This window comes from Ruegeria sp. CJ2, assembly GCF_056536745.1.
Window position 1 is genome coordinate 58,671 of the sequence record NZ_JBQFQF010000013.1, and the last position, 14,808, is coordinate 73,478.

The 14,808-nt window shown below is 59.3% G+C and carries 13 protein-coding genes; all 13 read left to right on the forward strand.

The window, feature by feature from the left end; genetic code table 11:
• Positions 1–3: 3 nt before the first annotated feature.
• The 13 genes from ACR0MS_RS17390 (at position 4) to ACR0MS_RS17450 (ending at position 14,781) form a co-directional block, all read left to right on the forward strand.
• Positions 4–1,119 (forward strand): acyl-CoA dehydrogenase family protein, encoded by a 1,116-nt coding sequence (locus tag ACR0MS_RS17390; RefSeq protein ID WP_480576443.1) that lies wholly within the window; start codon positions 4–6, stop codon positions 1,117–1,119.
• A gap of 99 nt (positions 1,120–1,218) precedes the next feature.
• Positions 1,219–2,415, forward strand: coding sequence for an acetyl-CoA C-acyltransferase (locus ACR0MS_RS17395; protein WP_480576440.1), 1,197 nt, complete (start codon positions 1,219–1,221; stop codon positions 2,413–2,415).
• On the forward strand, positions 2,416–3,420 hold the full coding sequence (locus ACR0MS_RS17400) for an NAD(P)H-dependent flavin oxidoreductase (protein WP_480576437.1): 1,005 nt from the start codon (positions 2,416–2,418) through the stop codon (positions 3,418–3,420).
• A 140-nt stretch (positions 3,421–3,560) separates the two neighbouring features.
• Complete coding sequence (locus tag ACR0MS_RS17405; RefSeq protein WP_480576434.1) at positions 3,561–4,598, forward strand: phosphotransferase family protein; 1,038 nt, start codon at positions 3,561–3,563, stop codon at positions 4,596–4,598.
• 10 nt (positions 4,599–4,608) lie between these two features.
• A complete protein-coding gene (locus tag ACR0MS_RS17410) occupies positions 4,609–5,415 on the forward strand; it encodes an IclR family transcriptional regulator (RefSeq protein WP_480576431.1) in 807 nt (268 codons plus the stop codon).
• 268 nt (positions 5,416–5,683) lie between these two features.
• A complete protein-coding gene (locus ACR0MS_RS17415; protein WP_480576428.1) occupies positions 5,684–6,925 on the forward strand; it encodes a branched-chain amino acid ABC transporter substrate-binding protein in 1,242 nt (413 codons plus the stop codon).
• An 88-nt stretch (positions 6,926–7,013) separates the two neighbouring features.
• Positions 7,014–7,970, forward strand: coding sequence for a branched-chain amino acid ABC transporter permease (locus ACR0MS_RS17420; protein ID WP_480576425.1), 957 nt, complete (start codon positions 7,014–7,016; stop codon positions 7,968–7,970).
• A complete protein-coding gene (locus ACR0MS_RS17425; protein WP_480576422.1) occupies positions 7,967–9,253 on the forward strand; it encodes a branched-chain amino acid ABC transporter permease in 1,287 nt (428 codons plus the stop codon). The genes ACR0MS_RS17420 and ACR0MS_RS17425 overlap by 4 nt, the downstream gene beginning before the upstream one ends.
• Complete coding sequence (locus ACR0MS_RS17430; RefSeq protein ID WP_480576419.1) at positions 9,250–10,005, forward strand: ABC transporter ATP-binding protein; 756 nt, start codon at positions 9,250–9,252, stop codon at positions 10,003–10,005. The genes ACR0MS_RS17425 and ACR0MS_RS17430 overlap by 4 nt, the downstream gene beginning before the upstream one ends.
• Positions 10,002–10,706, forward strand: a complete 705-nt coding sequence (locus ACR0MS_RS17435; RefSeq protein WP_217354435.1) for an ABC transporter ATP-binding protein — start codon at positions 10,002–10,004, stop codon at positions 10,704–10,706. The genes ACR0MS_RS17430 and ACR0MS_RS17435 overlap by 4 nt, the downstream gene beginning before the upstream one ends.
• 132 nt (positions 10,707–10,838) lie before the next feature.
• Positions 10,839–11,588, forward strand: coding sequence for an enoyl-CoA hydratase/isomerase family protein (locus ACR0MS_RS17440; protein WP_480576416.1), 750 nt, complete (start codon positions 10,839–10,841; stop codon positions 11,586–11,588).
• The gene (locus ACR0MS_RS17445; protein ID WP_480576411.1) at positions 11,585–12,805 is read left to right on the forward strand and encodes a serine hydrolase domain-containing protein; all 1,221 of its coding nucleotides are present in this window, start codon (positions 11,585–11,587) and stop codon (positions 12,803–12,805) included. The genes ACR0MS_RS17440 and ACR0MS_RS17445 overlap by 4 nt, the downstream gene beginning before the upstream one ends.
• Complete coding sequence (locus tag ACR0MS_RS17450) at positions 12,802–14,781, forward strand: acetoacetate--CoA ligase (protein WP_480576408.1); 1,980 nt, start codon at positions 12,802–12,804, stop codon at positions 14,779–14,781. Before ACR0MS_RS17445 ends, ACR0MS_RS17450 begins: the two co-directional genes overlap by 4 nt.
• Positions 14,782–14,808: the final 27 nt, after the last annotated feature.

Consider the following 14,808-nt stretch of genomic DNA (forward strand, 5'->3'; position numbering starts at 1 on the left):
CGCATGACCAAGCTGGTGAAAACCGAAGAAGAAGTGATGCTGGCAGATGCGGCGCGCGGCTTTCTGGATCAGGCCGCGCCGGTCAGTAAGCTGCGCGCCATGCGGGACGCGGCTGAAACCCATGACCCCGCGCTTTGGACTGAAATGGCGCAGATGGGTTGGGCCGGAATTCTGGTGCCCGAGGCGCAGGGCGGGTCGGATATGGGACATGCCGCAGCCGGGGTTCTGGCCGGTGAGATGGGCAAGACCCTTGCAGTGACGCCGTTCATCTCGACCGCAGTGATGGCGGCAACTGCATTGCGGCAAGTGGCGGATGACAGGGCCTCTGCCGCGTTGCAGGCGATTGCGGCGGGTGAACGCACCTATGCGCTGGCCATTGACGAAGGCCGCAAACACGCCCCGGACAAAACGGCATTGGCCGCCACCAAGGACGGCAACGGTTTCCGTCTGAACGGCGACAAGAGCTTTGTGGTGGATGGCGGCTTTGCTGACCGGTTGCTTGTGCTGGCCCGGGCCGACGAAGGGTTGACCCTTTTCGACATCCCCGCCGACCGCGCCGGGATTGAACGCGTGGCTTCGGACATGATCGACGCACGTTCCTCGGCCCGGATCAGCATTGCGGATGTCGAGGCCACGGGCGAGGATGTTCTGGGCACGGTTGGCAATGCCATGGAAATCCTGAAGCCAGCGCTGGAGGCTGGTCAGGCTGCATTAGCGGCCGAGGCCGCGGGTCTGGCAGCCGGGGCTTTTGGCATGACGGTCCAATACCTGAAAGAGCGCAAGCAATTCGGCGTGCCAATCGGCGCGTTTCAAGCCCTGCAACACCGCGCTGCGCATCTGTGGTGTGAGACCGAAGTGACCAGCTCGGCGATTTTGCACGCGGGCCGCAAGCTGGATGAAAACCCCAAGGACGCCACCCTTGCCGTGTCTCTGGCCAAGGCGCGCGCGACCCAGACCGCAAAGCTGGCGGTGATCGAGGGTGTGCAGATGCATGGCGGCATCGGCATGACCGATGCATTTGACATGGGGTTCTACATGAAGCGGGCGCGGGTCTCGGCGGAATGGCTAGGGGATTACAGCTATCACGCGGAAATCGTGGCCGGGTTGCGAGGGTTCTGATGGTTCCGGTTCCAATCGCACCGGGTCGCGTTCGCCCCCCGGTGGCTCAAAGAGAAATCGTCGAAACTGACAAGATAATCCGTCGAAAGGACAACCGAAATGCGTGACGCAGTGATCGTCTCAACAGCACGCACCCCGATTGGCAAAGCTTATCGCGGTGCTTTCAATGCCACCACGCCGCAGGCGCTGATGAGCCATGCGATTGAACATGCAGTGCAACGCGCCGGGGTCGAACCGGCCGAGATCGCGGACTGCGTGGTGGGTGCGGCCATGCAGCAGGGCCATCAGGCCGGGAACATCGCCCGTCAATCCGCCATCCGAGCCGGTTTGCCGGTAACCGTGGGCGGCATGACGCTGGACCGTCAATGCGCCTCGGGGATGATGGCGATTGCCACGGCTGCCAAACAGGTGGTGCATGATGGAATGGATGTGGTGATTGGCGGCGGGGTCGAAAGCATCTCGATGGTGCAGACGCCCGAAATGCGCGTGGGGCGTGATCCGTGGATCGTCGACCACAAGCCCGAACTTTACATGTCCATGCTGGAAACCGCCGAAACCGTGGGTGAACGCTATGGGCTGAGCCGTGAATATCAGGACGAATATGCCGCGCAGTCTCAGGCGCGCACCCATGCGGCACAACAGGCAGGCCGGTTCGACGCCGAGATCGTTCCGATGACCACGGTGATGAAGATCCAGAACCGCGAAACCGGCGAGATCTCCGAGCATGAGGTGACGCTGGACAAGGATGAAGGCAACCGCCCCTCGACCACGGCCGAGTCTCTGGCTGGCCTGAAGCCGGTGTTCAAGGACGGTATCCATATCAAGGAAGGCAAACATATCACGGCTGGCAATGCCTCGCAGTTGTCGGATGGGGCATCGGCCTCGGTGATCATGGAGGCCAAGCTTGCGGAACAAAAAGGGCTTGAGCCGCTGGGCCGCTACGTCGGTGTGATGGCGGCGGGGTGTGAACCTGATGAGATGGGTATTGGCCCCGTCTTTGCCGTTCCCAAACTGCTAGAGGCGCATGGCCTGACCATGGACGATATCGACCTGTGGGAATTCAACGAAGCCTTCGCCGTGCAGGTTCTGTATTCGCGCGATCGTCTGGGCATTCCAAACGAGATTATGAATGTCGATGGCGGCGCGATTTCTATCGGACACCCCTATGGCATGTCCGGGGCCCGCATGGTGGGGCACGCCCTGATCGAAGGTAAGCGGCGCGGGGCCAAATATGTGGTTTGCACCATGTGCATCGGCGGTGGCATGGGCGGCGCTGGCCTGTTCGAGGTGCTGTAAATGACCACTTGGACTCGCGACGATTCACATCTGCCCAAGGCTCTGCGGGGCTTGCGCATTCCGATGATCGGCTCTCCTTTGTTCATCATCTCGAACCCGGATTTGGTGATTGCGCAATGCAAGGCGGGCATCATTGGCTCTTTTCCTGCGCTCAACGCGCGGGAGGCCGAAGGTGAGCCGCCGCTGTTGGACGCTTGGCTGACCCGCATCAAAGAAGAGTTGGACCGGCACAATCAGGAAAACCCCGACAACCCCGCCGCGCCTTATGCGGTGAACCAGATCGTGCACCGGTCAAACGGGCGGTTACAGCGGGACATTGATATCTGTGTGAAGCACGAGGTCCCGGTCTGGATCACCTCGTTGGGCGCGCGGGTCGAGGTGAACGAGGCCGCGCATTCTTATGGTGGCGTTGTCTTCCACGACATCATCAACAACAAGTTCGCCAAAAAAGCGATCGAGAAAGGGGCCGATGGGCTGGTGGCCGTGGCCGCCGGAGCGGGGGGGCATGCAGGGTCACTGTCGCCGTTCGCCCTGGTCCGTGAAATTCGCGAATGGTTCGACGGGCCGCTTGCGTTGTCTGGGGCGATTGCGTCGGGCAATTCGCTGCTGGGCGCGTTGGCGATGGGCGCTGATTTTGGCTATGTCGGTTCGCCCTTTATCGCCACGGATGAGGCCAACGCCGATCCCGGTTACAAACAAATGATCGTGGACAGCGCCGGGGATGACATCGTCTATTCTTCGCTGTTCACCGGTGTCTGGGGCAACTACCTGCGCGGGTCGATTGTGAATGCGGGGATGGACCCCGAAAACCTGCCGACGGCGGACCCGACCTCGATGGATTTTTCTGCGGACAGGGAAAAGCCCAAAGCGTGGAAGACCATCTGGGGATCCGGGCAGGGCATCGGGGCCGTCAAATGCATCGGGCCTGCCCAAGCGCTGGTTGACCGAATTGCAGATGAGTATCTGGCGGCCGGCGCCAATCTCGCGCGGCAGTTTCAGGGCTGAGTGATGGCTGAGCTTCTGCTTGCCAGCCACGAACGTCTTGTTCGGTGCAAAGGAACATGACAGGTTGCCTGATCCGGACACGTGCAAATCTGCGCCCTGTGTCGCGGGCCAAAAAGAATACACTAAGCTGAGGAGTTTTGATGTCCAATTCGACCCAGACGTTAGATACACAGGCCGTAGCCGACTATCTGTCTGACAGGATTGCAGGTTTCGAAGGACCGATCGAGGTCACGAAGTTCGAGGTCGGTCAGTCCAACCCGACCTTTCTGCTCAGTACGCCTTCGCACAAATATGTTCTGCGTCGCAAACCGCCGGGTCAGTTGTTGAAGTCGGCTCATGCGGTTGACCGCGAGTTCCGGGTTCAAAAGGCGTTGGCCGACACGGATGTGCCAGTGTCAAAGATGCATGTGCTTTGCGAGGATGACAGCGTCATCGGCTCGATGTTCTACGTCATGGATTTCATGGACGGGCGCCATTTCAACTTTCCCGAACTGCCCGAGCTACCCCGGCAAGAACGTGGCGGCATCCTGAAGGCGATGAACAAGACATTGGCCGATCTGCACAGCGTTGATATCGGCAAGGTGGGCTTGTCGGATTATGGACCGCCGGGGAATTATTTCGAACGTCAGATTGGCCGCTGGTCAAAGCAGTACCGTGCCTCGGAGACCGGCACTATCGCGGCGATGGATAGGTTGATGGCGCGTCTGGTGGATGAGGCACCCGAGGATGATGGCCAGCGGACGCTGGTGCATGGCGACTACCGCATCGACAACATGCTGTTCTGCAGGGACAGTCCGGATGTGCTGGCCGTTCTGGATTGGGAATTGTCGACCATCGGCCATCCCTACGCGGATCTGGCGGCTGTGATCATGCAATGGCAGTTGCCGCCGGGCGGCATGGGGCGCGGGTTGGCTGGTGTGGATCGCGCCGCCGAAGGTTTGATGACCGACCAAGAGTTTGTCGCCGCCTACTGCGCGCGCCGCGGGTTGGATGGCATTGACCATTTCGGCTATTGTCTGGCGTTTTGCTTCTTCCGCATGGCCGCCATTATCCAGGGCGTTTACAAACGAGCGCTGGATGGAAATGCCTCTAACCCCGAACGGGCACGACAGTCGGGGCAGTTCGTTCCGATCTTTGCCGACCATGGGTTGCGTGCGTTGGATGGCGGTTGGACATAAAGGGTAAACGATGGTCGAAGGCACCGAAGAGGAACTGAAGGACCGCAACTTCATCACTGCGTTGGCGCGGGGGTTGGATGTTCTGCGGTGCTTTCGCGAAGGAGACACCGCGCTAAGCAACACCGATCTGTCCAAACGCACGGGTCTGCCGAAAGCGACAGTTTCGCGCCTGACCCACACGCTGTGCAAGCTGGACTATCTTGAGGTCGACACCCGCACAGGCACCTATCGTCTAAGTGCGGGGGTCATGCTTTTGGGGTTTGGCGTTTTGGCAAGTCTGGACATTGCCGAGCGCGCACGGCGCGAGATGCTGAAGCTGCGAAATGGCCCCAACACTTATATTGTTGTGGCTCTTGGTGAACGGCACGGTTTGAACGCTGTCTATCTGGCGACCGAAACCTCGCGTGAGCAGGTTTCATTGGTCGCCCGCGTGGGTTCGGGCCTCCCACTGTTCCGCTCTGCCATGGGGCGGGCGATATTGACCGTCATGAACGAGGACGAGCGCGCCCAGGCATTTGAAACAGCGCGGATGCAGGACAGCGATACCGAAGAGTTTCGACAGCGCAGCTTTGCCACCGCACAGGAAGAGATGGACCGGCTGGGCTTTTGCACCGGCTATGGAGACTGGCGACCCGACGTGAACGGCATTGCCGTTGCTTTCAGATCGTTCATCGACAACCGGGTGTTCGGTCTGAATGTTGGTGGTCCCTCTTTTCACATTACGCCGAAAGAGCTGGAAACGGTCTATGGCCCAATGCTGGTTCAGGCTGGAAAAAACCTTGGTCTGACCGAGGGATCGCAATTGCTCGGAGTTTGAATGTTAAGGGGTCAGGTTTTGCGGCAAGTGCCGTGTGTTGTTTAAGGCCAGCCTGATCAATTTCAGAGCCATTGACTAAAAAAATGGCACCGGTGATCGGAACGCTGCTCAAGTTTTGGGCAGCGCCTTTGTGTCGCTTAACATATTGATTACAAGCTATAAAATTTAAACGAACTGTTGACTCCTGCCTGAGGTCTGTCACTGTAATCCTGTATTCTCCGGTGCCGCAGAGGAGGTGAGCGCCGGGAAATATCAGGGAGGAAAAAATATGAAAAATACTACACTGCGCGGCCTGAGTGCTGCGTTGGCAGTGGCAATTAGCACAACTGCCGTTTATGCCGAGAATATCAAGATTGCCTTTATTGACCCACTGTCCGGCCCGTTTGCGGCAACGGGCAACCAGGGGCTCGCGACCTTCAAGTTTGCCGCCGATGAGCTTGTCAACAAAGAAGGCGGTGTTCTGGACGGTCAGAATTTCGAAATCGTGGCTTTCGACAACAAGATCAGCCCCAAGGAATCCCTTATTCAGTTGCAGGTGGCGATCGACCAGGGCATCCGCTTCATCGCGCAGGGCAACAGCTCGGGTGTGGCCAATGCGCTGACAGACGCTATCGACAAGCATAACCGCCGCAATCCTGACAATCAGGTCATCTTTCTGAACTATGCGGCCGTTGACCCGGCGCTGACCAACGACAAATGCAACTTCTGGCATTTCCGTTTTGATGCGAATGCAGACATCAAGATGGACGCGCTGACCGATGTGATCGCGGCAGATGACGGCGTCGACAAGGTGTATATCATCGGGCAGGACTACTCTTTTGGTAAGGCTGTTGCCGCTGCTGCGGTGAAGTTCCTTGGCGAAAAGCGCCCTGATATCGAGATTGTCGGGAACGAGTTGCACCCGATTGGCAAGGTCAAGGATTTCACCCCCTATGCCCGTAAGATCATGGCGTCCGAGGCGGATATTGTGATCACCGGCAACTGGGGCGCAGACATGCTGAACCTGGGTAAGTCGGTTCTTGAGAACGGTTTTGATGGCCCGATCTACACCTATTACGGCGCGGCTGACGGCATTACCGCTGCGTTCGGGGAATCCGGTGTCGGATCGCTGCGGGTCGTGGGCGAAGGCCAGATCAACCCGCCGGTTTCGGATCGTGCTGCCGCGTTTGTGACGGGCTTCAAGGAAGCCTATCCTGATACCGATCCGGCACAGCCGCGGATTGCCAACGTGGTCGAGATGCTGGCCAAGGCCATCAACGAGGCGGGCACCGCAACGGATATGGCTCAGGTCGCCTATGCTCTGGAAGGGATGGAGCATGACAGCATCTGGGGGACCAAGCTGAAAATGCGCGAGATCGACCACCAGATCATTCAGGACGTTCATATTCAGGCGCATTCCGATGATGTCCAGTTCGACTATGACAATTCGGGCTTTGGGCTGCTGAAGGAAGATACGGTCACAATGGCCGCCGCTGATGCAGCAACCACCTGCAAGATGAAGCGCCCATAACTCCCGTGGGTGCTTTCAGCCTGCCGCGTGTGACGTGGCAGGCTGGTCTTGTCTGATGTTGTCAAATTCTTCGTAGAAGGGGACAGGCATGGAATTGATTGCCGTCAACCTGATCGACGGGCTTGTGACAGGGTTGCTTCTGTTCATGTTGTCCGCGGGTCTTACACTCATCTTTTCCATGATGGGTGTTCTGAATTTTGCCCATGCCAGTTTTTATATGCTGGGGGCGTATTTTGCGTTTCAGATCAGTGTCTTTCTTGGGTTCTGGATGGGCCTTCTGATCGCGCCGGTGATTGTCGGCGTGCTGGGCGCGCTGGTTGAACGCTATGGCCTGCGCCGGGTCCACCAATATGGCCATGTTCCCGAGCTGATCTTTACCTTCGGTCTGGCGTTGCTGATAGAAGAACTGGTGCAGTTCATCTGGGGCAAAAGCGCGATGCCCTATGAAATTCCCGAGGTTCTGCAATTCACCGCCTTTTCCATCGCGGGCAATGCGATCCCGGCTTACAAGATTTTCATGATCTTTACCTCGGTCGCGATCTTCCTCGTGCTGCTCTATATTTTGACCAGAACGCGGGTGGGTCTGATCATTCAGGCCGCCCTGAGTTATCCCAAGACGGTCGAGGCACTGGGGCACAACGTGCCGCTTGTCTTCATGGGTGTGTTCGGCGTTGGCACGGCGCTGGCTGGTGTGGCCGGAGTGATTGCCGGGCCGGTTCTGTCGACCTTCCCGGGCATGGCCTTTGTGCTGGGCTCGATCGTGTTTGTCACCATCGTTATCGGCGGATTGGGCAGCCTAGGTGGTGCGTTGGTTGCGTCACTGATCATCGGTTGGCTGACCACATTCTCGAAGGCATATAACGTGCGCATGGAGGATATCCTGACCGGCATCGGCTTTACCAAGCCCGAGCCGATCTGGGACAGCTCCTGGCGCGATCTCTGGACGCTGACCTCACCGCAGATCGCGGACATTCTGCCTTATATCCTGATGGTCCTGATCCTTGTGTTCCGGCCCTATGGTCTTTTCGGAAAGCGGCAGGCATGACACAGACATCTCAAATCTCTGCCAACACTCAGGCACCGGGCCTTTCGCTGGGCGTTGTAATGCCGTGGCTTCTGTCCGCCGTCGCGCTGATCCTGTTGCCGATGGTGTTTACGGCCAATTCCGCCATTACCGTCATGAACCAGATGGCCATCACCATCATCTTTGCGCTGGCATACAACATGTTGCTGGGGCAGGGCGGTATGCTGAGTTTCGGCCACGCGGTCTATATGGGTGTGGGCGGGTTCGCCTGTATGCATATCATGAACATGTCCGACTTCTTTGCCGCGCTGCCGCTGCCGGTTTTGCCGATCTTTGGCGGGCTGGTGGGTATGGCACTTGCCATTGTGGTGGGCAGTTTCTCGACCCGCAGTTCGGGCACGGTCTTTGCCATGATCTCGCTTGGTGTGGGCGAGCTGATCGCCGCCTGTTCGATCATCATCGTCGTGTTTTTCGGCGGGGAAGAGGGGATCAGCGGCGACCGGACCTATGGCCTGCCGTTCTTTGGCATCGAATTCCTGCGTCAGATCGAGGTCTACTACCTGACCGCCTTCTGGCTGATGCTGTCGGCGCTGCTGATGTTCCTGTTCTCGCGCACGCCCATTGGCCGGATTGCCAACGCGGTGCGTGACAACCCCGAACGGGCCGAGTTTCTGGGCTATTCCCAGCGGTGGGTGCGGTTCCACAGCTTTGTCGCCTCGGGGTTTTTTGCCGGGGTTGCAGGGGCGCTGTTTGCGGTCAACTACGAAATCCTGACGGAAGAGAACCTGAACCTCGCCACCTCGGGCGAGATCCTTCTGGTGACGTTTCTGGGTGGGGTCGGCTTCTTTTTCGGCCCGATCATCGGGGCCATCGTGTTTACGCTGCTGCGCACGGTGCTGGGGTTGGAAACTGAACTTTGGGCGCTGTATGTCGGTCTGCTGTTTCTGGTCACGGTGATGTATTTCCCCGGCGGTCTGGCGGGGCTTTTGATGATGCATATGCCTGCGGTCAAGATGAAGCGGCTGGGGTCGCTGGCCTTGCCTTATGCCAAGGTGCTGATCCCCGGCGCGTTTGCAATCATCGGCGCGGCCTGTCTGATCGAGATGGTGTTCCACCTGCGTCATGCCCCGGCTGGGGATCATCAGATGACGTTGTTCTGGATCAGCTTTGACAGCCACACGGTCCTGCCCTGGGCGGTGTCAGCGGCGATGCTGATCGGCGGCGGCTGGCTGGCCAAACGGTTCGCGCCGGATATGGCCAATAGCTATCACGCGGCAACCAGCCTGGATGGAGGTGGCGCATGAATTCCGCTCTTGAAATAACCAACTTGCGGAAAAGCTTTGGCCAGACCGAGATCATCCGGGGCGTGGACCTGAGCGTGCGCAAGGGCGAACGCCACGCGGTGATCGGGCCAAACGGCGCCGGAAAATCCACCCTGTTCAACCTGATCACTGGGCGCTTTGCCCAGACTGCGGGCACCGTGCAACTGCACGGGCAGGATCTGCGCGGCAAGGCGCCGTTTCAGATCAACCGCCTTGGGCTCAGCCGATCGTTCCAAATCACCAACATCTTTCCCAAGATGTCGGTGTTCGAGAATATTCGCTGCGCGCTCCTGTGGACGCGGGGGTACAAGTATTCCTTCTGGACGCTTGTGTCGCGCAAACAGGATCTGACCGACGCGGCCGATGAAATCCTTGCGCAGATCAACCTGACCAACCGCCGGGACTTGCCAGCAGGGGTTCTGTCTTATGCCGAGCAGCGCGCGCTGGAGATCGGGATCACCATCGCGGGCGGGGCGGATGTCATCATGCTGGACGAACCCACCGCAGGCATGAGCCATTCGGAAACCGACTATATCGTCGATCTGATCCGGCAGGTGACCGAAAACAAGACGCTGATGATGGTGGAACATGACATGGGGGTGGTCTTTGGTCTGGCCGACCGCATCTCGGTTCTGGTTTATGGTGAGATCATCGCCACCGGCACCCCGGAAGAGGTGCGCGGCAATCCCCGTGTTCAAGAAGCCTATCTGGGCACCGCGATGGAGGATCACTGATGCTCGAAGTCAGGGATATGCACGCCTATTACGGCAAAAGTCACATCCTTCAGGGTGTGAACCTGAACATCGCCGAAGGTGAGATTGTTGCCCTGCTGGGGCGCAACGGGGTGGGGCGGTCCACGACGTGCAAGGCGGTGATGGGTGATGTCGAACCGCATGGATCTGTGCGGTTCAAAGGGCAGGAGATCGCCGGTAAAAAGGCCTATGAGATTGCCAATCTGGGCATCGGGTATGTGCCGGAAAACCGCGATATCTTTCCCGGCCTCACCACGCGGCAAAACCTGATCCTTGGGCTGAAACCCGGCCAGAAGGACGGTGAAGGCCGCTGGTCGATGCAGAATATGTTCGATATGTTCGAAAACCTCGATAACCGCGCCGACGTTGAGGCCAGCGTTTTGTCCGGCGGAGAGCAGCAGATGCTAACCATGTGCCGGACCCTGATGGGCGATCCCGATCTGGTGATGATCGACGAGCCGACCGAGGGGCTGTCGCCGCAGATGGTCAAACGCGTGGCCGAACTGTTGCAGGAAATCGCCGGGCGCGGCATCTCGACCTTGTTGGTCGAGCAGAAGCTGGACATCGCTTTGGACATTGCCAACCGGGTCTATGTGATGGGTCATGGCCACGTGGTGTTCGAAGGGACGCCGCAAGAGTTGAAACAGCGCGACGATATCCGCAAGGAATGGCTGGAGGTCTGAGCGCATCACGCTGCGAGAATGAAAAAGAGGGCGATAGAGGCCCTCTTTTTCACGTTGATTGCGGGGCAAACCAGGTAGAGATTCTTTGCCGATTGTAGGCCCCAGGAATTGATCCCGTTGAAGGAGGGAAAGATGACCGAATATTTGCAAAGCCGCGACCTGGGCGATGGCGTGATGGCACTGACGCTGGCGCGGGGCCCGGTGAACGCGCTGGACCCTGATTTGCTGTACGACTTTGTCGACATGCTAAACGGTTTTGCCGCGCGCGACGATGTGCGCGCCGTGGTCCTGGACAGTGCCTGCAAGGTTTTTTCCGCCGGTCTGGACCTCAAGGAAGCGTTGGATCTGGATCGGGACGCGCAAAATGGTCTGGTGGATGCGTTGAACCATGCATTTCTGACCCAGTTCTGTTTTCCAAAACCTCTGGTCGCGGCCGTGAACGGGGCCGCTATTGCGGGTGGTTTTTTCTTCGTCCTCGCTGCCGATTGGCGCGTGGCCGGCCCACGAGCCAGTTTTGGTCTGGCCGAAATCCGCGTCGGGGCTGACCTGCCCATAGGCCCGCTTGAGATCGCCCGCGCAACGCTTGATCCCAACACGCTGCGTCGCTTTCTTTTGACCGGCCAGCCGATCCGCGCAGAAGTGGCCGCAGCGCAGGGGATTGTGGATGAACTGGTCGAGGCTGAAACCTTGTTGGACGCCACACAGAGCAAGGCGCGTGAGTTGGCCAGCCTGCCCGCACTGACCTACGGCCGGGTCAAGCGCCAGCTTCGCGCCCCGGCCATCGAAGTGATCGAGACCGAAATGAAGCGGTTGGCAGGTGATAACGAGCGGTCTTGGTTCAACGAAGAAACCCGCGACGCAATGCAAAGGATGCTGGCATGACCGAAGGGTTCGACATGGCGCGGCTGGAGCGTATCCGGCCGTGGATGCAAAGCTATGTTGAGGCGCGCAAATACCCCGGCGCTTCGGTTCTGGTCCGGCGCAACGGGGCCGAGGTGTTCTATGCCGATTGCGGCCAGCGCAACATCGAAGAGAACCTGCCCTTCACCCGCGGCACCGTCGCGCGTATCTACTCGATGACCAAACCGGTGACCTCGGTGGCGCTGATGACACTGGTGGAACGGGGCTTGATCCATTTGGGCGCGCCGGTGTCCGAGTTCATTCCCGGTTTTGCACAGATGCAGGCGCTGATCCCCGGTGCCACGCGTTTGGATCAGACTGAACCCGCCCCTGCGCCTACGTTGCAGCAACTGCTGACCCATACCAGCGGGTTGAGCTATTCCTTTAACCCCGGTCTGGTGGCCGAGGCGATGGCGGACCAAAGGCTGGATTTCACGCCTAAACGCGGAACTCTGGCAGAGGTGGTCGACAAGGTCGCCGCCCTGCCTCTGGCGTTTCAGCCCGGTTCACGCTGGATGTATTCGGTCGGCATCGACATTGCGGGTCGCGTGGTCGAAGTCGTTTCGGGCAAGACACTGGACCAGTTCTTTGATGAAGAGATTTTTCAGCCCCTTGGCATGACGCAAACCGCGTTCAACGTGCCTGCGGATGCGGGCGACCGGTTTGCCAACCTTTATACGCCGCTGGACGATCCGATGGCGTTGAATGCGACCAAGGACGGAGGGGACAGCTTGCGTTTGACCGATGATCGCAAAACCTCGCCCTACCTCACCACCCAGCAACGCTCGGGCGGGGGCGGGCTGGTTGGCACGATCGACGATTACATGGCTTTCGCCGAGATGCTGCGGCGTGGCGGCGATGCGGGCGATCACCGCATCCTGTCGCCCAAGACGCTGGCCTTCATGATGTCGAACCATCTGAAAGGTGATATCGCCGAAATGGGAATGCCCAGCTTTGCCGAACAGCCAATGGTGGGCACGGGTTTTGGCATCGGCGGGTCAGTGACGCTAAGCCCCGGTCGGGTCGGTGTGCCCGGCAGCGTTGGTGATTTTGCCTGGGGCGGCATGGCCTCGACCGCGTTCTGGGTCGACCCGGTGCATAAGTTGAGCGTCGTGTTCTTCACCCAGCTCTCGCCCAGTTCTTCCTATCCATCGCGCGCCCAGTTGCGTGCCCTGATCCACGGAGCTTTGATCGCATGACCGCACAAGACACGGGCCGTCCGATCCTGTGGCAACCCACGCCAGAACAGGCCGAGGCAACCACCATGGCCGCGTTTATCCGCTGGCTTGAGGCGGAGCGGGGTTTGAAATTTGCCGACTACCCCGCGCTTTGGGACTGGAGCGTCACCGATCTTGAGGGGTTCTGGTCTGCTATCTGGGCGTTCTTCGATCTGCGCGCCAGCGTGGAGCCCACGACATTCATGGCCGAGCGCAAGATGCCCGGTGCGGTTTGGTGCCCGGGAACGATGCTGAACTACAGCGATCAGGTGCTGAGGTGGGCAGAGGTCCAACCAGACGCGACGGCACTGATCGTCGAGTCTGAAACTTTTGGGGCATTGAGCCTGACATGGGCCGAGCTGCGCGATCGCGTGGCGAACCTTGCGGCGAACCTGCGACAAATGGGCGTTGAACAGGGTGATCGGGTGGTCGCAGTTCTACCCAACACCGAAACGGCGCTTATTGCCTGTCTCGCAATGGCCAGTCTGGGCGCGATCTGGTCGCTTTGCGCGCCCGACATGGGGCGTGTTGCCATTCTGGACAGGTTCCGACAGATCGAACCCAAAGTGTTGATCGTGCAGGACGGCTATACCCATGCGGGGAAAGAAATCGACCGCCGCTCCCTGCTGCAAGAGATCCGCGCCGGGTTGCCTTCGGTACAGCACACGCTTTGGGTGCCGGTCGCTGGCGAAGTGCCCGAAGATGCGCTCGCTTTCGGCCCGCTGACGCAAGGCGACGCGACGTATCAAAGCACGCCCGTTCCCTTCGATCACCCGCTGTGGATCGTCTATTCCTCGGGCACGACCGGCAATCCCAAACCCATCGTGCATGGTCATGGCGGCGTGCTGCTTGAAAGCGCCAAGCGCAGCCTGCACCAGAACCTGACGCGGACCGACAGCTATGCATGGATGACCTCATCCGGCTGGATCATGTGGAACACACAGTTGTCTGCACTTGGCCAAGGGGCGACTGCCGCCTTGTTCGATGCCGCGCCCAACCACCCGGACATGATGGCCTTCTGGCGTTTTGCCGCCCGGCATCGGCTGTCTTTTCTCGGGGCGGGGGCGGCCTTTTACGAGGCCTGCCTCAAGGCAGGCATACGCCCTGCCGATCTGGACCTGTCTTCGCTCAACGGTCTGGGCTCGACCGGATCGCCGCTGAGTGCCGACGGCTATGACTGGATTTACAGCAACGTGAAATCCGACCTGTGGCTGGCCCCGATCTCGGGCGGGACCGATATCGCCAGCGCTTTTGTTGGCGGCAATCCGATGCTGCCTGTGCGCGCAGGCGAAATGCAGTGCCGTATGCTGGGCAATGCCGTGCGCGCCTTTGACGAGGGCGGCAATGAGGTGTTCGACACGGTCGGAGAACTGGTCTGCACGGAACCGCTGCCGTCTATGCCGCTGTATTTCTGGGGGGATGAGGACGGATCGCGTCTGTATGACAGTTATTACGACACCTACCCCGGCATCTGGCGCCACGGCGACTGGATCGAGATCACGCCCGAGGGTGCGTCGGTCATCTATGGCCGTTCGGATGCCACGATCAACCGCAAGGGGCTGCGGCTGGGGTCGTCCGAGATTTATCAGGCGGTCGAGGGCTTGGCAGAGGTGATGGATTCACTTGTGGTCGATCTGGAGTTTCTGGGCCGCGACAGTTTCATGCCGCTTTTCGTGGTGCTGGCCGAGGGTCAGACGCTGGACGACGCTATGAAGGACAAGATCAACGGTGCAATCCGTTCTGCGGTATCCGCGCGCTTTGTCCCCAATGAGATCGTTCAAATCGCCGAAGTGCCGCGCACCTTGTCGGGCAAAAAGCTGGAAGTTCCGGTGAAAAAGCTGCTGCTGGGTGGTGACCCGGGCGATGTGGTCAACCGGGATTCCATGTCGAACCCTGACAGTTTCGATTTCTTTGTCGCATACACCAAACTGCGCGAGGAATATCTGTTGCAGGGGTGATATTGCGCGAAACGGGGTTAGCCTGCA

Coding starts and splice junctions, on each gene's coding strand:
- ACR0MS_RS17390 (WP_480576443.1), top strand. CDS start 4: ATGACCAAGCTGGTGAAAACCGAAGAAGAAGTGATGCTGGCAGATGCG.
- ACR0MS_RS17395 (WP_480576440.1), top strand. CDS start 1,219: ATGCGTGACGCAGTGATCGTCTCAACAGCACGCACCCCGATTGGCAAA.
- ACR0MS_RS17400 (WP_480576437.1), top strand. CDS start 2,416: ATGACCACTTGGACTCGCGACGATTCACATCTGCCCAAGGCTCTGCGG.
- ACR0MS_RS17405 (WP_480576434.1), top strand. CDS start 3,561: ATGTCCAATTCGACCCAGACGTTAGATACACAGGCCGTAGCCGACTAT.
- ACR0MS_RS17410 (WP_480576431.1), top strand. CDS start 4,609: ATGGTCGAAGGCACCGAAGAGGAACTGAAGGACCGCAACTTCATCACT.
- ACR0MS_RS17415 (WP_480576428.1), top strand. CDS start 5,684: ATGAAAAATACTACACTGCGCGGCCTGAGTGCTGCGTTGGCAGTGGCA.
- ACR0MS_RS17420 (WP_480576425.1), top strand. CDS start 7,014: ATGGAATTGATTGCCGTCAACCTGATCGACGGGCTTGTGACAGGGTTG.
- ACR0MS_RS17425 (WP_480576422.1), top strand. CDS start 7,967: ATGACACAGACATCTCAAATCTCTGCCAACACTCAGGCACCGGGCCTT.
- ACR0MS_RS17430 (WP_480576419.1), top strand. CDS start 9,250: ATGAATTCCGCTCTTGAAATAACCAACTTGCGGAAAAGCTTTGGCCAG.
- ACR0MS_RS17440 (WP_480576416.1), top strand. CDS start 10,839: ATGACCGAATATTTGCAAAGCCGCGACCTGGGCGATGGCGTGATGGCA.
- ACR0MS_RS17445 (WP_480576411.1), top strand. CDS start 11,585: ATGACCGAAGGGTTCGACATGGCGCGGCTGGAGCGTATCCGGCCGTGG.
- ACR0MS_RS17450 (WP_480576408.1), top strand. CDS start 12,802: ATGACCGCACAAGACACGGGCCGTCCGATCCTGTGGCAACCCACGCCA.